This window comes from Mesobacillus persicus (genome assembly GCF_900109925.1).
GTDB lineage: Bacteria > Bacillota > Bacilli > Bacillales > Cytobacillaceae > Mesobacillus_B > Mesobacillus_B persicus.
Genome location: NZ_FOBW01000002.1, coordinates 394,704 through 420,476 on the forward strand (window position 1 = coordinate 394,704; position 25,773 = coordinate 420,476).

A 25,773-nucleotide genomic window follows, 5' to 3' on the forward strand; every position below is an offset into this window, starting at 1 on the left:
ATTCATTGTTTTCCACTCAGAAATTTAACGGTTTGACCGTCCATTGCTACTATTAGTCTTCACAACGGCAGCTCCGGGAGGTAATTCATTCTTCTATGTGTACCGACTCACAGCAACCGTCGGCTTTCTGAAACAGGGATAGAAAAACTACTGATTCCCATCAAAGCAGTTTTTATATAGTTTATTAAAGCATTTTTACCATAATAAACCGTTTTTTGTCAAATTTCAAATGAAAAATTAGGAAAATGTCATCTCCTGTCATTCCACCATCATTGTTTATGCTATAATGTATGTGATTTTAGGGGGAATGATGAATGAACCAAGAAAAACAAGGATGGAAAAAGCGCTTATCCTCTTTGCTGTCATTTTTTACAAATAAGAAAACAGTAAAAAGTGCTAGAATCACTTATAATGTCGTTTGGAATCTTATTTTACTTTTAATTATTGTTATGGTCATTGGAGCTGGCTTTGCTGGTGGGGCCGCCGCAGGCTATTTTGCCTCACTTGTAAAAGACGAGCCCATTCGATCCTACGAACAAATGAAAAAGGATATCTACAATTATGAGGAAACATCCGATTTATACTTTGACAACGATGTTTACCTTGGGAAGCTTAGAACCGACCTTTATCGTGAAGAGGTTAAGCTAGAAGATGTTTCCCAATACCTCATTGATGCCGTTGTGGCAACAGAGGATGAATACTTTTATGAGCATGAGGGAGTTGTCCCAAAAGCAATTCTACGGGCAGTCTTCCAGGAAGTAACCAATTCTGCTACCCAAACGGGTGGAAGCACGTTAACCCAACAGCTTATAAAGAACCAGATACTAACAAATGAAGTCTCGTTTGAACGGAAGGCAAAGGAAATTCTGCTTGCTCTCCGCCTTGAGAAATTTTTCGATAAAGAAGAAATTCTCGAAGCCTATTTAAATGTTTCCACCTTTGGACGGAATGCTTCCGGTAACAATATTGCCGGTGTCCAAGCTGCTGCTGAGGGGATTTTTGGAACAGATGTAAAAGACTTGTCACTTCCACAAGCAGCCTTTATTGCCGGATTGCCACAAAGTCCTTTTGGATACACACCTTTTAGCAATGATAAAGGAAAACTTAAGGAAAATCTCGAGCCGGGCTTAACGAGAATGAAAACGGTACTTTCAAGAATGTACACTGGCGGTGTGATTACTAAGGCAGAATATGATGAAGCCGTTGCCTATGATATTACACAAGACTTCTTAAAGGAAGCGGAAAGTGGAAATACCATTGATGAGTACCCTTATCTAACTTTCGAAATTGAGAAGCGTGCCGTTGATATTCTAGCCTATATCTTGGCAGAACAAGATGGCTATGAAAAGAATGATTTGGATGCAGATGAAAATCTAAAGGGCGAATATTTGGCCTTAGCTGACCGCAACCTTCGTCAAAATGGCTACAGTGTCCATACAACAATCAATAAAGATATCTATGAAAAGATGCAAGATGTTACCGCTAATTTTGATCTCTATGGAAGGGATAAACCTGAAGAGGTAATCAATCCAGAAACAGGCGAAAAAGAAACCATCATGGAGCCTGTCGAATTAGGAGCAATCCTCATTGAGAATCAAACGGGTAAAATCATCAGCTTTGTCGGTGGACGTTATTTTGACCGGGAACAAATTAATCATGCTACTACTGCTAAACGACAAAATGGTTCAACAATGAAGCCGTTGCTTGTCTATGCGCCTGCCATGGAGTTAGGTACTCTACAACCTGGTTCAGTTTTACCTGATGTTGAAGCCTACTTAGATCCAAGTGCTCCAGGCAAAGTATGGCCTCATAACTACGATAGAAGTTACAGCGGTTTAACCTCTGCCCGCTATGCTTTAACAAGGTCATATAATGTACCAGCGATTATAGCCTATAAAAATATCCTCAATCAAAGACCAACGACTTTCCTAGAAAAGATGGGCTTTACCTCTCTTTCAGAAAGTGACCATGTGAACCCTTCCGCAGCGATTGGTTCAATCTCAGGTGTTACGGTCGAGGAAAACGTCAACGCCTATGGGACATTTGCAAATGGTGGGAAATTCGTTGATGCCTATATGATTGATAAAATTGTCGACAAGGAAGGCAACATTGTCTTTGAACACAAGGTAGAACCAGTTGATGTCTTTAGTCCACAAACGGCTTATTTAACGGTAGATATGATGAGGGATGTTATCAACAGAGGGACAGCGACCTCTCTTCATAACCGTTTAAAATTCAGCTCCGACTGGGCGGGAAAAACAGGTACTGGTCATAACTACTATGACTCTTGGTTCGTCGCCACCAACCCAAATGTCACTTTTGGTGTTTGGAATGGCTATGATACTCAAAAACCACTTGATCGAAATTATAAAGGCGTTAGCTACGGGGCAAGGAATATTTATCTCTGGGCGGACCTTATGAATGCCGCCTATGATGTGGACCCTAAGCTTGTAGACCCTGAGAAGCGATTTGAAATGCCAGGTGGAATCGTTAGAAGATCATATTGTGGCGCTTCAGGTTTGCTTCCTTCTCAAGCATGTTCTGATGCAGGTCTGGTTCAGGCAGATTATTACAATGCAAAGTTTGTTCCATCAAAGGTTGATGACAGCTTAGCATCCAGCCGTTATGTTGAAATTGGTGGTAAAAAATACTTTGCTTTGGATTCTACACCATCTGAATTCATTGAATCTGGTGGAGTAACGATTGACCCAAGTTATATGGAAAGTATTCTTGGACATAAAATTAAGAACCCAGCTCAACTGATCCCAAGTAGAGGAGCATGGTCCAACATTCTTGTAGCTGATTCAAAACTAGCGGAGAATGGACGTACTCCAGCGGCCCTTGGAATCTCTGTCTCAGACAAAAAAATTAGCTGGAAAGCTCATCCTGATAAAGATATTATCGGTTATCGAATCTATCAGGACGGTAAAAAGGTCGGTACTTTTAAAGGTGATTCGAATCTTACCTACAATGCCGGATACGGTAGTTTTTATGTAACGGCAATTGATATTGCAGGGAATGAATCAGCCCCTTCTAACGTCATTAAAATAGAAGAAGAAAAACCGAAGGAACCAGAGAAACCGAAAAATCCTGACAAACCTAAAGAAGATGATAAACCGAAAGAACCAGAAACGGACGAAACATCTTCAAATGACAACTCGGGAAACTAAAAGCTGAAATAATTAACAATGTAAAAAAAGAATCGTGCATTATACATCGCACGATTCCTTTTTTATATCTAAATACTTACTCTTCCATCGTTGACAAATCTCCTGTTGGCAAGTCAAGCTCCCATGCCTTTAAGACACGGCGCATAATCTTACCGCTTCGAGTTTTCGGTAATTTATCCCGGAAATCAATCTCACGAGGTGCTGCATGAGCAGCCAATCCTTGTTTAACAAACTGACGGATTTCCTCTTTTAGTTCATCGGACTGCTCATACCCATCTCTTAGTGCGATAAAAGCTTTAATAATTTCGCCGCGAACTGGATCTGGCTTACCAATGACACCCGCTTCAGCCACAGCTGGATGTTCAACCAGCTTGCTTTCTACCTCAAATGGTCCCACGCGCTCACCAGAAGTCATGATGACATCATCAATGCGTCCTTGGAACCAAAAGTATCCATCCTCATCCATGTAGGCAGAATCACCGGAAACATACCAGTCTCCTGGCATGAAATAAGATTCATATTTTTGCTGGTTATTCCAAATGGTATGCATCATTGATGGCCAACCTTTTTTAATAGCTAAATTTCCCATTCGATACGGCGGTAGTTCTTCCCCACGATCATCGACAATCGCCGCCTGCACACCAGGAATAGGCTTACCCATCGATCCAGGCTTAATTTCCATACATGGGTAATTACAGATTAGCTGACCACCTGTCTCAGTCATCCACCAAGTATCATGGATTCGAAGATTGAATACCTTCATTCCCCATCGAACAACCTCAGGATTCAGTGGTTCCCCTACACTTAGAATATGACGAAGGCTATCAAGATTAAATTCCTTAATTACCTCATCGCCAGCTCCCATCAACATCCTAAATGCTGTTGGTGCACTATACCAAACCGAAACCCCGTATTCTTCAATCATTTTATACCAAGCTTCCGGGCTAAAACGACCACCGATAACAACATTTGAGGTACCTGTGAGCCATGGACCAAAAATTCCATAAGAAGTTCCCGTTACCCAACCTGGGTCGGCCGTACACCAGTAAACGTCCTCTTCTTTTAAATCAAGGACCCATTTGGCTGTTTGGTAATGTTGAATCATTGCATTATGCACATGAAGAACACCCTTTGGCTTACCGGTTGAACCAGAAGTATAATGCAGAATTAATCCATCGGTCCGGTCTACCCACTCAACCTGAAGAGTTCTGCTTGCCTCTTCCATTTTCTTATTAAAGTCTAGTAATTTATCAGATTCTTCAATATCATTACCGATTAGGAAGATATGTTTCAATGCAGGCAGCTCATCGACTGGTACTCGGCTTAGTAACTCTGGAGTCGTAACAAGAACCTTAGCCTCACTATCCTGAAGGCGGTCCCGAACTGCTCCCTCCATAAATGCTTCGAACAGCGGGCCGACAATCGCACCAAGTTTAATTGCCCCTAAAACAGTAAAATATAACTCTGGAGATCGCGGCATAAAGATGAAGACTCTGTCCCCTTTTCCTACATCTCCAAAAGCTTTTAGCACATTTCCCGCCTTATTTGAGTATTCCTTCATTTCTTTAAAAGTGTATTTTTCTTTACGAGTTGTATCCTGGTAATACAGAGCTACTTTATTTTTTCTAAAACTTTCAGCATGGCGGTCAATTGCTTCATAGGCCATGTTGACCTTTCCCGTTGTATTCCACGAAAAGTTCTTTACTGTTTCCTGCCAATCAAATTGATTATATACTTCTTCGTAGTTTTCGAGGTTATGTTGACCTTGAATAACTGATAGCGCTTCCACTTTCATTAGAACATCTCCTTTACACGATACATTTAAAACATATTATAATATAGATTATATATTTTCACAATTTTTTAAATTGTTCTTTACCAGATTTTTAATAGTAATCTATTATTATCCTAATATAAATAAAGACTGAAAATTTTGTGAAAACGCTTTTGCGGTGCAGATTTCATGTATAATAGAGAGTATAATCTCTATGCTATGGTGGTGATTGAATGGAACATAAAAAAACGTATAATGCAAAAGAAATAAAGACTAAACACGGAAGCTTATTTATAGAAGGACCCGTTTCCCAAGAGACACTTGCAAAACTTGAATTTCATCATGATCTCGTAGCATTCCGCCCCCCTGCACAACAACATAAAGCTTTAGTCGAAATCGCAGCCCTGCCTGAGGGGCGAATTATTATTGCTAGGCATGGTGATATGGTTGTAGGATATGTTACTTATCTATACCCTGACCCACTCGAGCGCTGGTCTGAAGGTGGCATGGAGGACTTAATTGAGCTAGGAGCTATCGAGGTTATTCCCAAATTTCGTGGAGCCGCTGTAGGTAAAAATCTCCTAACTGTTTCAATGATGGATGATGCAATGGAAGATTATATTATCATTACAACTGAATATTATTGGCATTGGGACCTAAAAAACACAGGGTTAAACGTGTGGGAGTACCGAAAAATGATGGAAAAGATGATGAATGCTGGCGGCCTTACCTGGTACGCTACGGATGATCCAGAAATCAGCTCCCACCCGGCAAACTGCCTTATGGCAAGGATTGGTGACAGGATAGGCCCCGAATCGGTTGAGAAATTTGATCGTCTTAGATTTATGAATCGCTTCATGTATTAGTTAATCTAAAACTCGAACGAACGAGGGGGATCCACATGATTGTAGAAGAAATAATGAAAACAGAATTGATTACACTAAGCAAAGACCACACAATCGAGGATGCTTGTCGATTGATGGAGGAGAAGAGAATCAGGCATTTACCCATTACTGATGAAAATCAGTTATTGGTAGGGTTGGTTACTGACCGGGATATTCGGGATGCCATGCCCTCGAGGTATTTATGTGACTCAACCCCTGAAATACTTGAAAATTCGCTTGAAAGCCTAATGACAACCGATTTAATTACGTGCCATCCACTAGACTTCGTTGAAGAAATAGCCGCACTCTTTTACGAACATAGTATTGGATGCCTTCCAATCGTAAACGATCGGAAGCTAGTCGGTATTGTTACAGAAACGGATTTACTTCATACTCTTATTGCACTCACTGGAGCTCATCAACCTGGCTCCCAAATCGAAGTTAAGGTTGCCAATAAAGGCGGAATGCTCAATAGTGTCGCCTCAATTATTAGCGCGCGTAAAGCCAATATTTCTAGTGTCTTAGTGTATCCTTATCAAAAAGATGATCGTTATAAAATTCTTGTCTTTAGAGTCCAGACGATGAATCCCATTAATATAATTGAAGATCTAAAAAAAGCTGGTTTTCATGTTCTCTGGCCTAATATGCCAGGTGTTTCCTCATGAGTAAACGCTCTGTCTTTGTCTATTCCGAGGACTCTCTAAAATATAAATTTAGTAACGACCATCCCTTTAATCAAAGACGCTTAAAATTGACACTTGATTTACTGAAGAAGGCTAATGCTATTTCAGACAAGGATATCATTCCTCCTCGGCAGGCTACCGATGAGGAACTCTTCCTGGCCCACGATCCTAATTATGTTGAAGCCGTTCGCCTTGCAGGAGAAGGTCTTCTTCGAGAAGAAGCTGCAGAAGGGTATGGTCTTGGGACAGAGGACACACCTACCTTCCCAAATATGCATGAGGCCAGTTCCTTACTAGTTGGGGGAACTTTGACAGCAGTAGACCAGGTTATGTCTGGTAAGGCCGACCATGCACTTCATCTGGGCGGTGGATTACACCATGGCTTTCGTGGAAAGGCATCCGGTTTCTGTATTTATAATGACAGTTCTGTTGCCATAAAGTATCTTATAGAAAAATATAATGCCCGAGTTCTATATGTCGACACAGACGCTCATCATGGCGATGGCGTACAATGGTCCTTTTATGATGAACCGAATGTATGTACACTTTCAATTCATGAAACAGGGCGGTATTTGTTTCCTGGGACAGGAAATGTCAATGAACGGGGGCAGGGCAAAGGATATGGGTTCTCCTTTAATATCCCCGTTGATGCGTTTACAGAAGACGACTCTTGGTTGCACGCCTATACAAATGCACTAACAGAAGTGGCGGAGTTTTTTAAACCTGATGTGATTCTGACTCAAAACGGCGCCGACTCTCATTACCTTGATCCGCTCACTCACCTTTCAGCCACGATGAGAATATATAGAGAAATTCCAAAGCTAGCCCATAAGATTGCCCATAAGTACTGCAATGGTAAATGGATTGCCGTTGGTGGAGGAGGCTATGATATTTGGCGGGTTGTTCCAAGAGCTTGGGCGATGATTTGGATGGAAATGACGGAAAACTCAAACTGTTACGGCAGTTTACCGGATGATTGGATTCGTACTTGGCAGGATGAAAGTCCAGTTACCCTCCCACGTGAATGGGATGACCCGGATACATTATACCCACCCATCCCTAGAAAAGAAGAGATTACCGAGAAAAATAGGCAAACAGTTGAAAAAGCTCTATTTCCCATTCTTAATCATAAGAATAGGCAGGAAGGTCAAACCGGATCATAACAAAAAAACGCCCTAATGTAACGGGTTTCGTTTCCTGTCTCAAAACCTGAAAATGCAATCCAAAATGTAGCTCAATTTGTCCCCCGCCTTTTGTATCTGTTATTTTCACTAAAAATAAAATGGCCCAGTTCATTAACTGAGCCATTTTAAATATCCATGTTTAGTTGCCTGATTTACTCGATAATAGAGGGTGGTTTCGTGATTATCCGCTCTTTTTGATTGGGGACAGTTTTGTTTGATAAATAAGCGGAGAAATTCCGGCTATTTAGGAAATAGCACTAAAAATAGCTTAAATAGACGGAGATATTCCGACTATTTACTCAAACAACGTGAAAACAGGTAATTTTTCTTTACTTAAGCGGAAAAACTCCGCTTATTTACCCCATAATGTAGTTATTGCAAAATAACCGGAAAAACTCCGCTTATTTTTTGTAAGATAAATTATATATCAATTGCGGATGAAATTGTGGAGGTACAATAGCCCTTGTACACCCTACAATTTTAGGTGCAATTTCCTATACGAATTTTTTAGTGATTTCATCAAAAATGTCCTTTATACCTATAACAAATGAGTGTCAATTTCATATACAAATTGGCACTCATTTTAACTTACATTTTTATTGTTTGTGATAGGAAACGGAACCCGTTAGCCATAAAGGCGGTTTTTCCTTTAGTTCTTCGTCGAGTCGCGGTATTCAATCCTGTGGGGTAGAACCACTGTTTGATCTTCTACCTCTTCCTTATTCATTAACTTCGTTAAAAGCCTCATAGCGACCGCCCCAATGTCATATAGGGGCTGGACAATGGTTGTTAACTGAGGACGAACCATCATCGCTAGCCTTGTATTATCGGAACTAATAACCTCAAAGTCGCCTGGTACGCTATAACCACGGTCAACCGCTCCATGAACAACTCCAAGAGCCATTTCATCTGAACCAACAATGATAGCAGTAGGTTTGTCTTCAGATTCTAATAACTTTTCAATCGCTTCTAATCCAGAATCATACGTATAGTCGCCCTCAACCACTAATTCCTCATCATAGTCGTATCCGTTATGTTCCAACGCCTGCCTGTAGCCAGACAGCTTCTTTTCTTTATTAATTGGTTCTAATAGAGGGCCCACTACAAACGCAATGCGTTTATGGCCTTTGTCAATCATTAATTGAACAGCATCATTGATTGCCTGTTGATAATCGATATTTACTGATGGTACTGTCTCTGATTGCTCAACTGAGCCAGCAAGTACAATAGGCACTGGCGACTTTTTGAATTCTTCCACGTGATCCTCTGTTATGTTCCCACCCATGAACACAATACCATCCACTTGTTTTCCAAGCATGGTATTCAATAAATGGAGCTCTTTGTCTTTATTTTGATCTGAGCTACTAAGGATAATATTATATTTGTACATGGATGCGATATCTTCAATCCCTCTGGCAAGTTCAGCAAAGAAAATGCTCGAAATATCAGGAATTACAACACCAACCGTTGTTGTTTTCTTACTAGCAAGGCCTCGCGCAACTGCATTTGGCCGATAGCCTAGACGATCGATGACTTCCATTACCTTTTTTCTAGTAACAGGTTTAACATTAGGGTTTCCATTGACAACCCGCGAAACCGTTGCCATTGATACATTTGCTTCTCTTGCTACATCATATATTGTAATATTCATGACTTTCACTCCTTTAATCCGTAACCAAGCTTTCTTATATTTTACAGCATAATCAGCTAGTTTAATCATCAGCAAGATTGTGATTTTATATACAAGTACAATTATGTATCTAATCATACGCTATCCATTGCAATCTCGCAATGTGAACGTTAGACAATCTATCATATTTCTTTAAAAATAAGGCTTTGTTGTTTTTAATGAAGGGAAATATAAAACTGGTCCGTTCCATTGCGCTCCGGACACTTGCTTTCCGCGGGGAGGAAGCTGAGCCTCCTCGTCGCTTTGCTCCTGCGGGGTCTCAGCCTTTCCTCTATCTCCCGCAGGAGTCAAGTGTCCTCCGCTCCATTCCACTAATACATTACATCAAAAAACAGCCAAAAAGAACTAGCACTTTATCTTGCAGGACAAAGAAAGTGAAAAAACCTCCCCACTTTTGTGGGAAGGTTTAAAGATAAAGAATTTATATTTGCACAAACGCGGAAGACCGGAGTGATTGAACAAATTCGTCAAATTGCTTAAGGTCCATTTGCTGAGCATTATCAGACAACGCGACAGCCGGATCTGGATGAACTTCTGCCATAACACCGTCTGCGCCAATAGCTAAAGCTGCTTTTGCTGTTGGTAGAAGTAAATCTCTTCTCCCTGTAGAGTGAGTTACATCGACCATAACTGGCAAGTGAGTTTCCTGCTTCAGAATTGGTACAGCAGAAATATCTAAAGTATTTCTTGTGGCTTTTTCGTACGTTCGAATGCCTCGCTCACAAAGGATAATTTGTCCATTTCCTTGTGCCATAATGTACTCAGCTGCGTTAATGAATTCCTCAATTGTAGCTGAGAGACCTCTTTTTAGTAGAACTGGCTTGTTAACGGCACCTGCTGCTTTTAAAAGTTCAAAGTTCTGCATATTACGTGCACCAATTTGGATTACATCAATATAATCTACAGCCGTTTCAATATCATTTGGGTGAACGATTTCGCTAATAACCGCCATATCAAACTCATCGCCAACCCTTTTAAGGATTTTTAATCCTTCTAGGCCAAGCCCTTGGAAGTCATATGGAGAGGTTCTAGGCTTGTAGGCACCGCCACGAAGTAATTTGAAGCCTTTTTCCTTTACAGCTGCAGCAACGGTTGCTACTTGCTCATAGGATTCAACAGAACATGGACCGAAGACAAATTGTTGACTGCCATCACCAATTTTAACGCCTTTAACCTCAACAATCGTATTATCCGGCTTTTTCTTTCTTGAAACGAGCAATGCTTTACGATGATCGTTCTCTTGAAGTTCGAGACCCGCCTTAAAGATTTGCTTAAAAATATGTTCAACAGTGGAATTCTGAAATGGCCCACTATTATTCTCTTTAATTAGGTCAAGCATGTCACGCTCCCGCACCGGGTCATAGCGATGAACACCTTGAGTTTCTTTCGCTTTTCCAATTTCCTGTACTAGCAATGCTCTCTCGTTAATAAGTGAAAGCAGTTGTAGGTTTAATTCATCAACGCGCTCTCTTAGCTGATCTAGCTTAATATTGCTCATTATTTTCCCGCCCCTTCAAGTTATGTTTATTCAGAATGTACTGCATTTTCTATAATTAGGGTAATTATATCTGAATTCGTTTGTTTTGTCACGAACTTCTTTATTAATTAGACGCTTTTAAGCGCTAAAGCGTTATGTTTTAAACATTTATGTAGGTTTACGTGATGTTGATTTCGACTCCACGCACTAACTTTCAGTTCCAGTCAACCTATTTTAAAGTCAATACATGACCTTAAACAGAAAATTATTTGATAGTAAAAAACACCCATAAACATGGATGTTATTGGTTTTCTTCAAGAGCTGTCGCTAACGATTTTTTTGTAATTTTCCAATGGGATGCATGCCAAGCAACATTTGCTTTTGTAAATAAAATCGCTTGCGGAGATTCATGCTTTACATGAAATGTTTCTTCAATATGGCTAGAAAGCGGCCTTGCCTCTTGTACAGCAAGGTAATAACATGGGACCTCACTATTTCCTGCATATTTTTCAAACTCGTCAAACGCGGCTTGACTGACAGGGCAAGTTAAACTATGTTTCATAAAGAAAAATGGATTCTCCTCTTCAGTAAGCTTGTCAAACTCTTCAATGGAATCAATTTTGTTCATATTGTTTCACTCCTTAACTGGTTGAGTTTCCAAAATAAAAAACTAAATGATGAAGTAAGCTTATCACTTCACCATTTAGTTTGCCAACTTTAATGATTTAATTTCATTTCAGTTTCATCGAATGCTTTTTGTGTCTCTTCCAGTTTTCTTTGGATTTCCTCACTAGTACTAACGTATGACCGAGGCTGGCTCTCCTCTGCCGCTTGGGCCTCGATATCCGTTTCGTCAAATTGACGTTGTTCTTTAACCTTTTTTAATAACTCACTTGATTGTTGGGACATGGAATTCACAACCGTATTCGCCTTTTCTTTGGCCGCTAAAGCGAATTCATTACTCTTGCTAATCGCCTTACCTTTTATTTCATCAGTTCTATCTAGGATAGAGGAGGTTTGTCCATTAATCGTTGATCTCAAGTCTCTACCGGACTTCGGAGTTAACAGCAAGGCCGCTGCAGCACCTGCCAAAGCTCCCAAGAATGCTCCAACGATGAAATCGCGTGAATTCGTTTTTGTTTCCTCTTTCCCATTCAATTCTCTGCTTGACATCTGCATTCACCTCATATTATTAGGCTTTTTTTCGTAAAGATATTGTTTTACAATCCTAAAACCGTTTAAGCAATTTTGTGCGGAATAAAAGTTTTGAGAAAAGAGAGCTTCTATTAATGGTTTGCTCGTTCGCGTTGTCTCGCAAGAATCTGCTCACCTTCTAAGTGATGGTCGGAAGAGCTAGTTTTTCTTGCTTGCCACCTTTCCTTTAACTCCAAAAAGACATTGCTCCATTGCACAACTTGCGAAATTTTATCCTGATTTTTATCGACCTGCTGTTCTACTTTCGCAGTTATGTTTTGAATGGTGTGGTTAAAACGTTGGACAGAAGACCCAACATCCTTCACCGCAATGACGACTGAATTTAGATTTTCAGACTTTTGTTGGATATCTTCTGCTAGTGTGTTTGTTTTATGTAATAATTCAGTTGTCTCGCGTGTGACACCGTCGAGTTGTTTTTCTAGACCCGTGAGTGTATGAGCAACGCTATTTAGTGTTGCTTGGAGTGATTTTAATGTTTTCGCCAAATAAATGACAAGAATAAAAAAAGCTATTGCTGCTAATGCAGCACTTAAGTAAAGAATTAGTTCCACCTATTGCACCTCCGTTTGCATTAATAAACCATTACCCTAGTATAAAAGGTATAAAACTCTTAGCATTCATACTTCCCATTTCCCCCTCTCTTAATCATAAGGATATCAGGAAGCAAAATCCAGTCAAATCGGGTACAATTATACTATGTTTTCATATAAATGGGAGGTTACAGACGATGAAGGATCCACGAATTAATAAGCTAGCCAAAAACTTAATCAACTATTCAGTGAAATTGGAGAAAGGAGAAAAAGTACTTATCGAGAATTTTGGGCTTCAACGGGAACTTGTCACTGCTTTGGTTCAGGAAGCATACGCTGCCGGAGGCTATCCATTTGTTCTTTTAAAAGACCAGCAGGTTGATCGCTCCCTTTTACTTGGAGCACAGGATGAGCATTTCAATATGATCGCCGAGTTTGAAGCCAATGTTATGAGTAAAATGGATGCATACATTGGGCTTAGATCTGGTGACAACATTAATGAACACGCGGATGTACCTGATGAGAAAATGAAGATTCAAGGAAATACTATTGGTAAAAAAGTACATAGGGATATTAGAGTTCCTAAGACTAAATGGGTTGTTCTTCGGTACCCAACCAGTTCTATGGCCCAGCTTGCTAAGATGAGTACAGAAGGGTTCGAAGATTTCTATTTTAACGTTTGCAACCTTGATTATAGTAAAATGGACCAAGCAATGGATAGCCTCGTTGCATTAATGGATAAAACAGATAAAGTTAGAATTACTGGTCCGGGTACGGATTTAGCGTTTTCCATCAAGGATATCGCAGCAATTAAATGTGCTGGGGAAGCGAATATTCCCGATGGAGAAGTATTCACGGCCCCTGTTCGTGATTCAGTAAATGGGACAATAACCTATAATACACCGTCACCTTATCAAGGCTTTACTTTTGAAAACGTCCGCCTTACCTTCAAGGATGGAAAAATTGTTGAGGCAACGTCTAATGACAGTGAGCGTATAAATAACATCTTTGATACGGATGAAGGCGCTAGATACATAGGTGAATTTGCCATTGGTGTCAATCCTTATATTCAACACCCGATGCAGGACATCTTGTTCGACGAAAAGATCGATGGAAGTTTCCACTTCACTCCAGGTCAATGTTATGACGATGCCTCTAATGGGAACCACTCGAATATTCATTGGGATATGGTAAACATCCAAAGACCGGAGTATGGTGGTGGAGAGATTTATTTTGATGATGTCCTCATTCGGAAAGATGGCCGCTTTGTCTTACCTGAACTGGAAGCATTAAATCCAGAAAATCTTAAATGATACAAGCACATAATACGTAAAAAGAGGATGCGAAGTGAGCTCGCATCCTCTTTTTTTAATTCAATTGTTTTTCATAAGCTTCTTGGAATTTTTGAATATCTCCGGCACCCATAAAGATTATAACCCCATTCTCGTGTTTCTTGAGAATCGAAGTATCCTCTTCGGTGATGATTTCAGCACCTTCTATTTTCTCCTGCAAATTCTCAATAGTCAACTTCCCGTGGTTTTCTCTAGCTGACCCAAAAATCTCACATAAATAGACTTGATCTGCCTGACTAAGACTATCAGCGAATTCTTGAAGGAAAGTTTGTGTTCTTGAAAAGGTATGAGGCTGAAAAACCGCAACGATATCACGGTCCGGATATTTCTGATTAGCCGCTTCGATAGTGGCTTTTATTTCAGTAGGATGATGAGCATAATCATCGATAATAATTTGTCCGTCAATTTCTTTTTCTGAGAACCTTCGTTTAACGCCTTGAAAGGTTTGTAATTGCTCTTCGATGATTTTAGCATCAATTCCTTCATAATTGCAGAGGGCAATGACCCCAAGAGCATTTAGAACATTGTGGTCACCATAGGCTGGAATCGAAAACGTATGGTAAAAAGTATTCCGTACAAATACATCGAAGGTAGTCCCCTCTGTTGACTTCACTACATTCCTAGCCTGAAAGTCATTTTCCTCAGCAAACCCGTAAAAAACAACAGGAACTTTTGCCTGCACTTTTTGAAGCTGCTCGTCATCACCGCAGGCGATAATTCCCTTTTTAACTTGCCAAGCCATTTCTTGGAATGCAGAAAAAACATCTTCTAAATTGGCAAAGTAATCTGGGTGATCAAAATCAATATTAGTCATAATGGCATAGTCAGGAAAATAGGACAAAAAGTGTCTGCGATATTCACAGGCTTCAAATACAAAATACTCTGCTTCTTTATCACCTTTTCCGGTACCATCTCCAATGAGAAAGGCCGTGGGTTTTGCACCCTTAATCACATGCGAGAGGAGCCCGGTCGTCGAGGTCTTTCCATGAGCACCGGTAACTGCCACGCTCGTGAAGTTTTCCATAAAGTCACCTAAAAAGCGGTGATAACGAACTATAGGCAGGCCTAGCTCCATTGCTCGCTGAATTTCGTCATGTGTGTCTGGGAAAGCATTTCCTGCAATGATGGCCATTCCAGGCTGTATATTATCCTTATTGAACGGAAGGATCTTTATTCCGGATTGTTCAAGGGCAATCTGGGTAAAAAAATGCTTCTCGACATCAGAGCCCTGTACTTGATAGTCCATATCATGGAGAATCTGAGCAAGTGCGCTCATACCAGACCCCTTTATACCTACAAAATGGTAAATAGTCATATAAAGAACCTCCAACAAACGTCTGTATGTAACACAGTATATGACGATAATCGTAAATTGCTCATATAAAGCTTTTAGACAAAACGTTCCTTAATTACAATCTCGAATATTGAAACATTATATCATTTTTCAAACACAAAAACTATTTCTTTACCTAATATTCGTATTTTGGGTTAAGCGTATCCATGTATTTAAGTTAGCGATTGATGATCCTGAAAGGAGTCTAGTTCCTCTGTGGAAATGAGCACATCCCTTGGTTTACTGCCACGTCCTTCAGAAATAAACCCGTTATCCTCCATCATATCAATCAACCTTGCCGCTCGATTATAACCTATTTTAAAGCGCCGCTGAATGCTTGATGTTGAAGCTCCTCCCTGCTCAATTACGAATGAACAAGCTTCATAAAAGAGTTCATCTTCGTCTTCTGTCACTTGGGATTTTTTTATTAATTCATCCTGTTCAAACAAAAACTCAGGTTTTCTCTGGTTTCGGACAAAGGCAACTATTTCGTCGATTTCCCGGTCGGAAACAAAAGTTCCTTGTAAGCGAAATGGCTTCGAAGACCCATTTTCTAAAAATAGCATATCTCCACGTCCAAGAAGTTTTTCTGCTCCACTTATGTCTATAATCGTACGAGAGTCAACTTGAGAGGATACGGAAAAGGCCACTCTTGTTGGGACATTCGCCTTGATCAAGCCAGTGATAACATCGACAGACGGTCGTTGAGTAGCGATAATAAGGTGAATTCCACATGCCCTTGCCTTTTGAGCGATTCGACAGATAGCCTCTTCAACATCAGCTGGGGACATCATCATTAAATCAGCAAGCTCATCAATGACTATCACGATATACGGTAATTTTTCTGCATATCGTTTATGCTCAATCGCTAATTCATTAAACCGATTGATATCTCTCACACCTGTATGAGCGAAGAGTTCATAACGCCTCTCCATTTCCTCAACAGCCCACTTTAACGAAGCTGTCGCTGCTTTTACATCAGTTATAACAGGACTGACAAGATGAGGAATGTTGTTATACGGTGCCAGTTCAACCATCTTAGGATCAATTAAAAGTAGTTTCACATCGTCCGGATGCGCTTTGTATAACAGACTAACAAGCATTGTATTGATACAAACACTTTTTCCAGAACCAGTTGCCCCCGCAATTAGTCCATGCGGCATCTTCCTTAAATCTGTCACAACAGGGGTACCTGCAATGTCGAGACCTAGAGCAACAGCGAGAGCAGAGGGGTTTTCACTGAAACCATCTGTTCTTACAATCTCGCTTAGAAGAACTGGTCTGCTTGTTTCGTTTGGAACCTCGATTCCAATAGTATGCTTGCCAGGGATTGGCGCCTCAATCCGAATATCTTTAGCTGCAAGACTTAGCTTGATATCGTCAGAGAGATTCGTAATTTTATTTACTTTCACTCCGGGCTCAGGCTGGACCTCAAAACGGGTGACTGAAGGACCTTGAGCAACATTAACCACCCTTGCTCCGACATTGAAATTTTTCAATGTTTCGTTTAAAAGTTGCTCCTGATTAAATAACCAATCCTCGCTCGCCTCAACGATAACAGGCGGTTGGAGAAGATCTAGGGGAGGAAACTGATAAGTAGCTTGTTCCTTATCCTTTTCCTTTACACTCTCGGTTACCTGTTCATCACTATTCTTTATTTCACTCTGTTTAGGAGAATGAACTAGAGCTGAAGGCTTCTCTCTCTTTTGTCCTGACCATGTTTTTCGTTCCTCGAGTTTTCGCTTATCCTGTTTTAGCATCAATACATTAAAAGGCAACTGTTTCTTTTTAGGCTCAGCTATTGTAGGCTCTAATGCCGCCGCTACTGGTACATCAGGATAATGAGACGCCATTTCTTTTTCCCTTGATGCAGCATCTGATACTGTCAAGGGTTTTTCGTTAATTGCCTCATTTGTACTAAAGAACTCCTTCATTCCTGCTTCTCTTTCAGCTTTAATGGACGAGATTTCATCTGTTCCATGTTCGAAAAATAACTGTGGTCCTTCTGTCCTCTCTTCTTCCTTTATTGTTGCTACTGGAATATCAGAGGGCTCCTCTTCATGGGATTTGGCAATAGGCACTCCCACTATTTCTTCTTCGATTATTGCAGCGGGCTCCTCAGCTTTGAAGGCTGCTCCTTCATTTGTAGTATCCTCTACCGAGACAATGGGCTCCTCTTTTTCCTCTGCCTTAACCATGACAACGGATTCCTCTACTGTTTCTTCTTCAACAATACCTGCGAATTTCTCTAATTCTTCTTCCTGAATAGCCGGTGGTTGTTCAGATTTTGAAATAAGGTTAAACTCGGCATCTGAACCCATATTAGAATATCCTTCGAACGTTTCGTCGGCTATTACCAAACGTTCAGTATCCACTTCTTCGCTCGAGAACAGGGGAGGGTTTTGTTCTGGTTTCTCACCTGTGATCTCCACTTTCTTTTGTTCAGGTATATCTATCGACGATTTTACTTCGGAAACATCCTTGATAAACCCATTTAATTCGTATTCAATAGCATCGTCAGATTTTGGCCTATTAAAAGCAAAAATGGGTGAAGGTGTTTCTGTTCGGCGAAACGGCTGGCGATTGACATTAACCTTTGGTAGTGTGGGCGGATCGACCTTCGGTTTTAGCGGGACCGGTTCGTTATCAGGTTTCTTTTCATTCACAGGTGTTTCTTCATAACGCCAATCCGTTTTTTTCTCGTTTTTCATGTTTGTGTTTTTGTTTGTGTTTTTGTTTGTGTTTGTGTTTGTGTTTGTCTTAGTCTCGGTGCGTCTTTCCACTCTTTCATCAGGAATTAGCGGAAATTTAAATTGACCTTTAGGATATTTATACAGTACTCTCGCATCCACATCTTTTTTGACTTCAGACTGGTTTGGTTCTGGGTACGGGCGCTGTTTCCCCTCATTTATGTTCTTCCTAATGGAATTGGGTTCATTTCTTTCCCCCTCTTCCTCCCCAGTGAACATTTGCAAAAGCCTCTTAATCCAACTCAACATTATCACTCTTTCTATCCTTATATCCTCCCTATTTTAACAGTTATTGGCCGTCTTTGGAGACAAAGTTAACAGAATAGGTCATAACTCACATTTTTTAGGCCCACACGATAAATGAAAAAGCCCTATTTACAGGGCTTTTTTCGAATACTATGTTGTTTTTTATAGAAGATAAAAGATTAACAAGTCCGTTCCATTGCGCTCCAGACACTTGCTTTCCGCGGGGAGGAAGTCGAGCCTCCTCGGCTCCGCCTGTGGGGTCTCGACCTTTCCTCTTCATCCCGCAGGAGTCAAGTGTCTTCCGCTCCATTCCACTACTGCTACGAAAAGCTTTTATTTAAGAACAACAATCTTTGAGAAATAGGCCTTTAAAATTAAGTTATTGTTTTTTATTTTTTCCTAGGATAAAAATCGGCTCAAGTTCACCATCTTCGTATAGGAACGATAAGGCAGTGATTGGTACCCGTCCACTGGTAAAGAAGCTCATCGTCATTTGGGCAAGAATATCATACCCGGTGTTATTGCGAATATCAGCAATAATTAACACATCTTGATGGGGTACTGCAATGGCCAATGATCCTTCAACCTGGTCGGCCATGGTATTCAATAATCGTTCATTTAGGATTCTACTTGCATCATAACCATCATTTGAATTTAGAAAGTAAAAGAGGTTGCCAGCTACCTCATCCTTTTTAAAATCAGCAGAAAGGGATCTCAAATTAAATAATGCTGTTTCTCTTATCTGGCTTTCTTCCCATCCTTCCTTTGCGATAACCTTTTTATCAATCAAACGATACGTCTTTCCCATATCAAGTGCATAGTATATGCGAGTTTCGGCCGTATGGTTGTCAAAGAAAAACGGGACTCCTTCTTCGGCTTCATCCGGAAAAGAGGTTGAGCGAATAACCGGGAAGATATTACGTTCTTGTCCGGAGAATGTCGCTTCTCCCTTCATCGCGTTTAGCCCCTCTTCCACATAATAAACGGTTTCGTCAATCGCTTTTTCCTTCTGTTCATTCCATTTTGCGATAATCCCAGGTAGGGAAACGGTGATTCCACTGCCGGTTTGCTTATTCTCAATGCGCAGTTGATCCTTCTCTCGATCAAAAATAAAATTCCTGTCTGGATGTTTTAGCCTTTGTTCTAGTTCTTTTCTCATTTTCTTACTATCCATATTATTTATCTAGCCCTCCAATAAACTCTTCGATTTGTTCTTGTGTCTTTCGTTCCTTACTTACAAAACGCCCAAGTTCTTCTCCGTCCTTATATGCAAGGAAACTAGGGATTCCAAAAACATTTAATTCGACGCAAAGGTCAATATGCTCATCTCGATCAATATAAACAAAAGTAAATTCATTAAATTTCTGTTCTAGTTCAGGTAGAAACGGATCAATAAATCTGCAATCTGGGCACCAGTTAGCAGAGAATAAAAAGAGATGTTTTCCGTTATTTTTTATCGTATTGAATTGTTCAATGGATTCTAGTTTTTTCAAGGTAATGCCCCCATTCTAAAATATCCTGTCCATTCATTTTAAACCTGCTAGAATAAAAAAGAAAACAAACTGATTTTCTATCTCCTTGATGAGATTAGAATAACGGTCAAGTCCGTTCACCAAAAATCAGGCGTGAATTCGGATGAATTCACGCCTGACAACATTTTATTTACCTTCAACATTTGTAGCGCCACCTGAAATTGACGTTACTTTATGTTAACTGAATTAGCTATACTCATCATTGTAACAGCATCGGACTTTAGATTCTTAGACTCAGTTGTCAATTTGACGCCCCCGACTCCCGTTACAATCTGATAAACACCCTCTTCAAGTGTCTTCACTAACAAATAGCCAAACTCCCCATCTTTTTCAAAGGTTTCATTTGCGTCCCACTCTGCCTGTTGCTTAAGTGTCGATTCATAGACGACCCTGCTCCCACTATCCTCATGCTGGTTGTAAAATAAAATATAGGTCCTTGATCCATTTTTAAGCAATATATTATTGGGAGTTTCTTCTTCTATTTCAACACCAAAGGGCAAACGATAGTCTATATCTTCATTATCATTATTAACTTTATCTGGTTCTTCATTAAACTCTTGTTCTACAGCCTCATTCGTTTCCCCAATTACTTCCTCAAAAGGAGCCGAACATGCAGCTAGGAATAACACGGTAATGATAATGAATAAAGCCTTTGAGCCGAATAATCTCATAACGATTTCCTCCTTTATTCGGACCAGCAATCCTCATACTATAATACCGCTACGATAGAACTAGTGACAACCCCAATCCTTTAAAATATCCCTAAGATTGTTCATTTTTTCGAAAAACTGCCTTATTTAGGATTGTTCTCAAGTTGATTTCGTTGATATTCGTATTGTCCTAGAAGCAACTTTATAATATGAGCGAACATTTCTGAACGATCCACACGACCATTGGTAAAGACACCAACCGCTCCTTCTTTCTTGCGTATATTTTGCCTTTTGGTATATTCATCCATCACTGGACCAAGTTCTTCCCCCTCCAAGAGACGCTCAGCTATCTCGTCAGGCAAGCGGATTCTGGCTCCTCCAGCAATAATTGGTTCCAGTCCATTTGCCTTCAGTGCACCCCAATTACAAAGGAATAAACCAGCTTCGGATTTATGGACCCCTCCCTCGAGCCCAATTCCAATATCAGCATTAAACTCTTTGAAGGCCGCAACTGCACGGTTAACGGCTCCCTTTATCGTTTCATCGTCGGATAAGGGCTGAGCTCTAACACCTGAATCCGTATCTACTGACACGATATCATTGGAATAATCTTTAAATACTGCTTCGACTGCTGCAATTTTAGCTGGGTTCTTTGTTCCAACGGATATAATCATCACTTTCACCTCTGACATTCTTTTCAACAAAAAGAGACAGGTTAACTGCCTCTACTTGTTCACTAACTATTTTGTTTAATTGTATCAACTGTTGACTGATCGCATGCTTTTACGAGTTTAACCAGCAGCTCTTTGGCAGCAGCGTAATCATCCACATGAATCATGCTAGCGTGTGTATGGATATAACGGGAGCAGATTCCGATGACAGCACTTGGTACACCTTCATTCGAGATATGTACTCTTCCTGCGTCTGTTCCCCCTTGAGAAACAAAGTACTGATACGGAATAGAATGTGTTTCTGCGGTATCAAGGATAAACTCTCTCATCCCTCGATGGGTAACCATTGAACGGTCCAAAATGCGGAGAAGAGCTCCCTTTCCTAATTGGCCAAATTCATTTTTATCACCCGTCATATCATTAGCAGGGCTTGCATCAAGAGCAAAGAAAAGATCAGGATTAATCATGTTCGCTGCCGTTTGTGCACCCCTTAATCCGACTTCCTCCTGTACCGTAGCACCAGAATAAAGGATGTTCGGCAAGGTTTCTCCTTGTAACTCTTTTAAAAGCTCTACAGACAGCCCACAACCATAGCGGTTATCCCATGCTTTTGCGAGAATTTTTTTATCATTTGCCATTGGTGTAAATGGGCAGATTGGAACGATTTGTTGACCTGGCTTAATTCCGATGTTTAACGCATCTTCCTTATCATCGGCACCGATATCAATGAGCATATCCTTAATATCCATCGGCTTATTACGTTTGGCATCATCTAACAAATGCGGCGGTATTGATCCAATGACCCCAACTACCGGACCTTTATCCGTTATGATTTGGACTCGTTGGGCTAAAAGAACCTGACTCCACCAACCACCAAGAGTCTGGAAACGAATCATCCCATTCTTTGTGATTGAAGTAACCATAAAACCAACTTCATCCATATGGCCTGCGACCATAATCCTTGGACCAGCTGTGTTTCCCTTTTTCACTCCAAAGATACTACCTAAATTGTCTTGGATCATTTCATCGGCATAAGGCTCTATTTGTTCACGCATAAATTGCCGTACTGAATGTTCAAACCCAGGTGCCCCTGGCAATTCAGTAAGGTTTTTAAATAAATTTAATGTCTGTTCATTCATATTCGCAGCTCCTCATAGCGTATATTTAGACTCTCTAAAGAATTTATGTACATCTGTATTTTACAGAATTTCTAAATAGGATGCCAATATTATTCTGTTCTATCGACTTACATTTAAAGATATTATTTCTTTGAAGCCCTATTGTTTTTTGTTATGATATTTTAAATATCTAATTTATATTAGGAGGTCCGCAATGAACTGGAAATACTTTTTTCTAGGTGTAGGCACGGGAATAGCTAGTGCTTTGATTGTAAAAGAAACTGCTACACGGAGAGGAACGGTTTCCCCTGAAGAGGTTCTTGACCAGGTGAAGGCTGCTTTTAAAAAAGAGGGGCCCATAAGCGGGTCATGGATCAATATGACGGCTGAGCCTTTTTTGCGATCTCCCATTGAACATCAAGTCTATAAAGGTGGAATTACCCGAAACCTTGACGGTCGAGCTGAACTCTATGAATTCATCGCAGATGCTAAGACAGGTACAATTATTGAAACGAATTTAATTAGTTAAAGGCCTGCACCATGCGCAGGCCCCTTTTTTTACTTTTCTCTTTTTATCGCTGTAGTAATTGCCCCGTACTCATCTAACTTAATAGCCCGATAAACAGCATCATGGTAAAAAGTAAACCAGGCATTTCTTTCTTGAGCAAATTTCATCCACTTTTGCTTTCCAGCAATCGAATCCATTGGATAATCATCATAAGCCATCACCCAAAGTACATTCTGGTGGGCGTGCGTTGCCATTAGGTCAGCCATATGAACAACAGTCTCTCCTTCATCTTCAATAATGATGATGGAATGCCCGTCACTATGGCCGCCTGTATGAACCATTTTAAATGGTCCGTGATTCCATTCTTCTTTAAACGTGACAACCTGCTCTTGAATCGGTTCCCAATTTTCTTTCCAGTATGTAGCTTTTGAACGGATATTCGGGTTCCTCAATTCGTCCCATTCTACTTCAGAGCTGACAATGGTAGCATTGGGAAACACAGAGACAAACTCCCCGTTCTGCTCCTTAGTTAAGCCATTAGCATGATCATAATGCATATGGGTCATGAGAACATAGTCAATATCAAGAGGAGACAGTCCCATTGCCTCTAGTGATTGCTCTATTTCTGACTCCTCATCCACACCAAAGTTACGTTTTTGTTTGTCAGTTAACTTTCCATTACCAATCCCTGATTCAACTAAATAATTTTTCCCATTTGCCTGAATTAAAATGGGATCGGTTCGTAATTCAATTTGGTTTTTATCGTTTACGTCATACTTTCTAGACCACAATGGTTTTGGTACGACGCCAAACATCGCTCCACCATCAAGATGAGTTACACCACCCTTTAACCATGTAAACCGTATGTTGGTTAATTCCAGTTTCTCCATTCTCATCCCCCCTAAAGTATTTTCAGTTAATTCTAACATTTTTTCGAGTAACTTTAAAACAAACAAAAGACCTGCCGATGGTTCTAGCAGATCTTTTGTGGGTATTTAGTTTTTGTATTGCACTTCACACCGGTAAATACGATTGCCAAGCGAGGAAAATTTCTCCTCATATTCAGTCATAATATTGCCTTCAAAATCACTTTGATGTAGGTCAAGGCTAAGATACTTTAACAAGAGACCGTATTCGGAAAAGCTCTTTAATGAATATTCAAATAGTCCCTGGTTATCGGTTTTAAAGTGTATCTCCCCTTTTGGTACAAGAATTTCTTCATAAACGGAGAGAAAACTTTTAAAAGTAAGACGTCGCTTTTCATGTCGAGTTTTCGGCCAAGGATCAGAGAAGTTCAAATAGACACGGTCTACATCACCAGGAGCAAAGTATTTTGCCAACTCCGCAGCATCTACGTTCATTAATTTTAGATTTGATAATTCCTCTTCAATTATTCTGTCCAATGCAGATACAATGACACTTTCCTGCATCTCTATCCCAATATAGTTGATATGTGGATTTGCTTTAGCCATCCCTGTGATAAACCGACCCTTTCCGGTCCCTATCTCTATATGAAGAGGCTGTGGAGCATCAAAAACTTCATTCCATTTTCCGCGATTCTGTTCAGGGTTATGGACAACATACTGAGGGTATTCCAAAAGTTTATCCTTTGCCCAAGGTTTATTTCTTAATCTCATCAAGACACCTCTGTAAAATTCATATCGTTCAAAACATATCATGTCCTCATACTATTTTTCAAGTTAAATCAGGATTTAAGGAAGACTTCTGCATAAAGAAAAAAGGAATCCGCAAAATAGCTATGTGGATTCCTTTTTCCATTATTAAAAGTGAAAGGGTGAGCCTTATGCCGTTGAATTATCATGACCAAGTGAATCTTTTAACTGATATCCTGACAAATCAGCAAACTGACTGCTGTGGTTCTGTTGCCGAATGCGAACAGCTCGAACGACTGGTAAAATCTCTAATGGTCAATTCCAATCTTGATCAAAACGTAAAACCTGTTCTACAGGAAATTTACGATTATAGCCAGAATGGTAAATATACTTCGGATTTAGACGAACATATTTTAACAAACCAAGAAAATCTTTCGAGTTGGGTAAATAATATCGGAAGCTTCTCCTAACTACATTGCCTTATTTAGGAAGTCAATCCAATTATCCATTTCCTGAAATCTCTTTTGGTTTTTATGCCATTGAATCGACGTCAAGGCTTGGCCAATCACATACCATTTCATTCGGAGCCGTAAGTGCTCTGTCATCGGAAGCCCATATCGCTCTAACCAACTGTTCCAATTCTCTCTTGGAATATAAGAGTACAACAACAGACCTAGATCAATTGCAGGGTCACCAATGATCGCACCATCCCAATCAATCAAATACAACTGGTTGTTTTCCGTTAACAGCCAGTTGTTATGATTCACATCACAGTGACATACAACCTTTTCATGATAATCAATATTCGGTAGTTCTTTTGATAAAAACTCCATTGCTTCCACAACTATTGGTAGACTTGTAACCTCCTCATCAAGTTCTTCCATTAAAAGATGAAGAAGCGTCTCCGGCTGAATTGGTGTTTTCCCCAACCTAGTTAGCATATTCAGAAGTGGCTTGGAGCAGTGGATCTTTTTTAGTAGTTTGGCAACATGGTAATCGCTCATATCAACCGATTTTAGCTCTCGCCCGTTCATCCATTGCTGAGCAGTGATGACATCACCGTTTTCTAATCTTTTTGTCCAAATAAGCTTGGGGACGATTCCTTCAGCAGATAAGACTGCAAGAAAAGGAGAGGAGTTCCGTTTTAAAAACAAGCGTTGTCCCTTATGCTGGGCAAAATAGGCTGCACCAGTGGCACCACCTGCAGGAATAATCTCCCATTCTTGACCTAATAAATCTTCCAAAGTTGTTCACCTTCAATTTATGTCACTATCTCGGTAGTTGCTGAGATTACAATGATTAAGTATCGTACGAATAAAAAAGACAGCTATTGACTCGAAATTGGCACAATAGCTATCTTATTAAATTTTATCTCCTATTTGCTTTCCCCGTC

General features: G+C 40.2%; 23 protein-coding genes and 1 other annotated feature (1 of these 24 cut by a window edge). Of the genes, 7 read left to right on the plus strand and 16 right to left on the minus strand.

The genetic code is table 11. The annotated features are described in order from the left end of the window. Positions 1-173: a binding site (T-box leader), on the minus strand; it reaches 42 nt to the left of the window's first position. Positions 174-314: 141 nt separating this feature from the next. Further along, on the plus strand, positions 315-3,170 hold the full coding sequence (locus BMX30_RS04595) for a transglycosylase domain-containing protein (protein WP_090741643.1): 2,856 nt from the start codon (positions 315-317) through the stop codon (positions 3,168-3,170). Between the two features lie 76 nt (positions 3,171-3,246). Here the strand turns inward: BMX30_RS04595 and acsA are convergent, their stop codons facing one another. Then, positions 3,247-4,965 carry an acetate--CoA ligase gene (gene acsA / locus BMX30_RS04600; protein WP_090741645.1) on the minus strand — a complete coding sequence of 573 codons (1,719 nt, stop codon included), beginning with the start codon at positions 4,963-4,965 and terminating at the stop codon, positions 3,247-3,249. A gap of 212 nt (positions 4,966-5,177) precedes the next feature. On the opposite strand from acsA, the gene BMX30_RS04605 reads away from it, so the two are divergent. Genes BMX30_RS04605 through BMX30_RS04615 form a run of 3 tightly spaced genes read left to right on the plus strand, consistent with a single transcriptional unit; the run spans position 5,178 to position 7,674 of the window. Beyond that, a complete protein-coding gene (locus BMX30_RS04605) occupies positions 5,178-5,810 on the plus strand; it encodes a GNAT family N-acetyltransferase (protein ID WP_090741647.1) in 633 nt (210 codons plus the stop codon). Between the two features lie 35 nt (positions 5,811-5,845). Next, complete coding sequence (locus BMX30_RS04610; RefSeq protein ID WP_090741649.1) at positions 5,846-6,493, plus strand: acetoin utilization AcuB family protein; 648 nt, start codon at positions 5,846-5,848, stop codon at positions 6,491-6,493. Beyond that, the gene (locus tag BMX30_RS04615) at positions 6,490-7,674 is read left to right on the plus strand and encodes an acetoin utilization protein AcuC (protein WP_090741651.1); all 1,185 of its coding nucleotides are present in this window, start codon (positions 6,490-6,492) and stop codon (positions 7,672-7,674) included. Before BMX30_RS04610 ends, BMX30_RS04615 begins: the two co-directional genes overlap by 4 nt. Positions 7,675-8,344: 670 nt before the next feature. Here BMX30_RS04615 and ccpA read toward each other — a convergent pair. From ccpA to BMX30_RS04640, 5 genes are all read right to left on the minus strand, one after another. Further along, positions 8,345-9,346, minus strand: coding sequence for a catabolite control protein A (gene ccpA, locus BMX30_RS04620; protein ID WP_090741653.1), 1,002 nt, complete (start codon positions 9,344-9,346; stop codon positions 8,345-8,347). Between the two features lie 460 nt (positions 9,347-9,806). After that, positions 9,807-10,883, minus strand: coding sequence for a bifunctional 3-deoxy-7-phosphoheptulonate synthase/chorismate mutase (locus tag BMX30_RS04625; protein ID WP_090741655.1), 1,077 nt, complete (start codon positions 10,881-10,883; stop codon positions 9,807-9,809). A 280-nt stretch (positions 10,884-11,163) separates the two neighbouring features. Next, complete coding sequence (gene ytxJ / locus BMX30_RS04630) at positions 11,164-11,490, minus strand: bacillithiol system redox-active protein YtxJ (RefSeq protein WP_090741657.1); 327 nt, start codon at positions 11,488-11,490, stop codon at positions 11,164-11,166. Between the two features lie 89 nt (positions 11,491-11,579). Then, on the minus strand, positions 11,580-12,035 hold the full coding sequence (locus BMX30_RS04635; protein WP_170843792.1) for a YtxH domain-containing protein: 456 nt from the start codon (positions 12,033-12,035) through the stop codon (positions 11,580-11,582). Positions 12,036-12,148: 113 nt separating this feature from the next. Next, a complete protein-coding gene (locus BMX30_RS04640) occupies positions 12,149-12,628 on the minus strand; it encodes a DUF948 domain-containing protein (protein ID WP_090741662.1) in 480 nt (159 codons plus the stop codon). Between the two features lie 176 nt (positions 12,629-12,804). Here BMX30_RS04640 and BMX30_RS04645 point away from each other — a divergent pair, with 176 nt between their 5' ends. Continuing rightward, positions 12,805-13,920 carry an aminopeptidase gene (locus tag BMX30_RS04645; protein ID WP_090741664.1) on the plus strand — a complete coding sequence of 372 codons (1,116 nt, stop codon included), beginning with the start codon at positions 12,805-12,807 and terminating at the stop codon, positions 13,918-13,920. Positions 13,921-13,975: 55 nt separating this feature from the next. On the opposite strand, the gene murC is transcribed toward BMX30_RS04645, so the two are convergent. The 7 genes from murC to BMX30_RS04685 all read right to left on the minus strand — a co-directional run bounded on the left by murC (position 13,976) and on the right by BMX30_RS04685 (position 22,280). Beyond that, positions 13,976-15,274, minus strand: a complete 1,299-nt coding sequence (murC, locus tag BMX30_RS04650; RefSeq protein WP_090741666.1) for a UDP-N-acetylmuramate--L-alanine ligase — start codon at positions 15,272-15,274, stop codon at positions 13,976-13,978. Between the two features lie 191 nt (positions 15,275-15,465). Continuing rightward, positions 15,466-18,261, minus strand: a complete 2,796-nt coding sequence (locus BMX30_RS04655) for a DNA translocase FtsK (protein ID WP_280139936.1) — start codon at positions 18,259-18,261, stop codon at positions 15,466-15,468. A 406-nt stretch (positions 18,262-18,667) separates the two neighbouring features. After that, positions 18,668-19,462, minus strand: a complete 795-nt coding sequence (locus BMX30_RS04665; protein WP_090741670.1) for a DUF1444 domain-containing protein — start codon at positions 19,460-19,462, stop codon at positions 18,668-18,670. Between the two features lies 1 nt (position 19,463). Next, on the minus strand, positions 19,464-19,781 hold the full coding sequence (locus BMX30_RS04670; protein ID WP_090741672.1) for a thioredoxin family protein: 318 nt from the start codon (positions 19,779-19,781) through the stop codon (positions 19,464-19,466). A 206-nt stretch (positions 19,782-19,987) separates the two neighbouring features. After that, complete coding sequence (locus BMX30_RS04675; RefSeq protein ID WP_090741674.1) at positions 19,988-20,491, minus strand: hypothetical protein; 504 nt, start codon at positions 20,489-20,491, stop codon at positions 19,988-19,990. A 122-nt stretch (positions 20,492-20,613) separates the two neighbouring features. Further along, the gene (locus BMX30_RS04680; protein ID WP_090741675.1) at positions 20,614-21,144 is read right to left on the minus strand and encodes a DUF84 family protein; all 531 of its coding nucleotides are present in this window, start codon (positions 21,142-21,144) and stop codon (positions 20,614-20,616) included. Between the two features lie 62 nt (positions 21,145-21,206). Then, positions 21,207-22,280, minus strand: coding sequence for a M42 family metallopeptidase (locus BMX30_RS04685; protein ID WP_090741677.1), 1,074 nt, complete (start codon positions 22,278-22,280; stop codon positions 21,207-21,209). Positions 22,281-22,473: 193 nt separating this feature from the next. Here BMX30_RS04685 and BMX30_RS04690 point away from each other — a divergent pair, with 193 nt between their 5' ends. After that, complete coding sequence (locus BMX30_RS04690; RefSeq protein ID WP_090741679.1) at positions 22,474-22,788, plus strand: PepSY domain-containing protein; 315 nt, start codon at positions 22,474-22,476, stop codon at positions 22,786-22,788. Between the two features lie 29 nt (positions 22,789-22,817). On the opposite strand, the gene BMX30_RS04695 is transcribed toward BMX30_RS04690, so the two are convergent. Both BMX30_RS04695 and trmB read right to left on the minus strand, forming a co-directional pair. Next, positions 22,818-23,657, minus strand: a complete 840-nt coding sequence (locus BMX30_RS04695) for a YtnP family quorum-quenching lactonase (protein WP_090741681.1) — start codon at positions 23,655-23,657, stop codon at positions 22,818-22,820. A 105-nt stretch (positions 23,658-23,762) separates the two neighbouring features. After that, positions 23,763-24,404, minus strand: a complete 642-nt coding sequence (trmB, locus tag BMX30_RS04700; protein ID WP_090741682.1) for a tRNA (guanosine(46)-N7)-methyltransferase TrmB — start codon at positions 24,402-24,404, stop codon at positions 23,763-23,765. Between the two features lie 167 nt (positions 24,405-24,571). On the opposite strand from trmB, the gene BMX30_RS04705 reads away from it, so the two are divergent. Beyond that, entirely contained in the window at positions 24,572-24,850 is a 279-nt protein-coding gene (locus BMX30_RS04705; protein WP_090741684.1) for a YtzH-like family protein, read from the plus strand. Here BMX30_RS04705 and BMX30_RS04710 read toward each other — a convergent pair whose 3' ends face one another. Beyond that, on the minus strand, positions 24,851-25,624 hold the full coding sequence (locus tag BMX30_RS04710) for a phosphotransferase family protein (protein WP_090741686.1): 774 nt from the start codon (positions 25,622-25,624) through the stop codon (positions 24,851-24,853). It abuts the gene before it with no gap. Positions 25,625-25,773: the final 149 nt, after the last annotated feature.

Coding starts and splice junctions, on each gene's coding strand:
- BMX30_RS04655 (WP_280139936.1), bottom strand. CDS start 18,261: ATGTTCACTGGGGAGGAAGAGGGGGAAAGAAATGAACCCAATTCCATT.
- BMX30_RS04595 (WP_090741643.1), top strand. CDS start 315: ATGAACCAAGAAAAACAAGGATGGAAAAAGCGCTTATCCTCTTTGCTG.
- BMX30_RS04605 (WP_090741647.1), top strand. CDS start 5,178: ATGGAACATAAAAAAACGTATAATGCAAAAGAAATAAAGACTAAACAC.
- BMX30_RS04665 (WP_090741670.1), bottom strand. CDS start 19,462: ATGGATAGTAAGAAAATGAGAAAAGAACTAGAACAAAGGCTAAAACAT.
- BMX30_RS04675 (WP_090741674.1), bottom strand. CDS start 20,491: ATGAGATTATTCGGCTCAAAGGCTTTATTCATTATCATTACCGTGTTA.
- BMX30_RS04625 (WP_090741655.1), bottom strand. CDS start 10,883: ATGAGCAATATTAAGCTAGATCAGCTAAGAGAGCGCGTTGATGAATTA.
- BMX30_RS04635 (WP_170843792.1), bottom strand. CDS start 12,035: ATGTCAAGCAGAGAATTGAATGGGAAAGAGGAAACAAAAACGAATTCA.
- BMX30_RS04615 (WP_090741651.1), top strand. CDS start 6,490: ATGAGTAAACGCTCTGTCTTTGTCTATTCCGAGGACTCTCTAAAATAT.
- murC (WP_090741666.1), bottom strand. CDS start 15,274: ATGACTATTTACCATTTTGTAGGTATAAAGGGGTCTGGTATGAGCGCA.
- acsA (WP_090741645.1), bottom strand. CDS start 4,965: ATGAAAGTGGAAGCGCTATCAGTTATTCAAGGTCAACATAACCTCGAA.
- BMX30_RS04680 (WP_090741675.1), bottom strand. CDS start 21,144: ATGATTATATCCGTTGGAACAAAGAACCCAGCTAAAATTGCAGCAGTC.
- BMX30_RS04705 (WP_090741684.1), top strand. CDS start 24,572: ATGCCGTTGAATTATCATGACCAAGTGAATCTTTTAACTGATATCCTG.
- BMX30_RS04645 (WP_090741664.1), top strand. CDS start 12,805: ATGAAGGATCCACGAATTAATAAGCTAGCCAAAAACTTAATCAACTAT.
- ytxJ (WP_090741657.1), bottom strand. CDS start 11,490: ATGAACAAAATTGATTCCATTGAAGAGTTTGACAAGCTTACTGAAGAG.
- trmB (WP_090741682.1), bottom strand. CDS start 24,404: ATGAGATTAAGAAATAAACCTTGGGCAAAGGATAAACTTTTGGAATAC.
- ccpA (WP_090741653.1), bottom strand. CDS start 9,346: ATGAATATTACAATATATGATGTAGCAAGAGAAGCAAATGTATCAATG.
- BMX30_RS04685 (WP_090741677.1), bottom strand. CDS start 22,280: ATGAATGAACAGACATTAAATTTATTTAAAAACCTTACTGAATTGCCA.
- BMX30_RS04695 (WP_090741681.1), bottom strand. CDS start 23,657: ATGGAGAAACTGGAATTAACCAACATACGGTTTACATGGTTAAAGGGT.
- BMX30_RS04690 (WP_090741679.1), top strand. CDS start 22,474: ATGAACTGGAAATACTTTTTTCTAGGTGTAGGCACGGGAATAGCTAGT.
- BMX30_RS04610 (WP_090741649.1), top strand. CDS start 5,846: ATGATTGTAGAAGAAATAATGAAAACAGAATTGATTACACTAAGCAAA.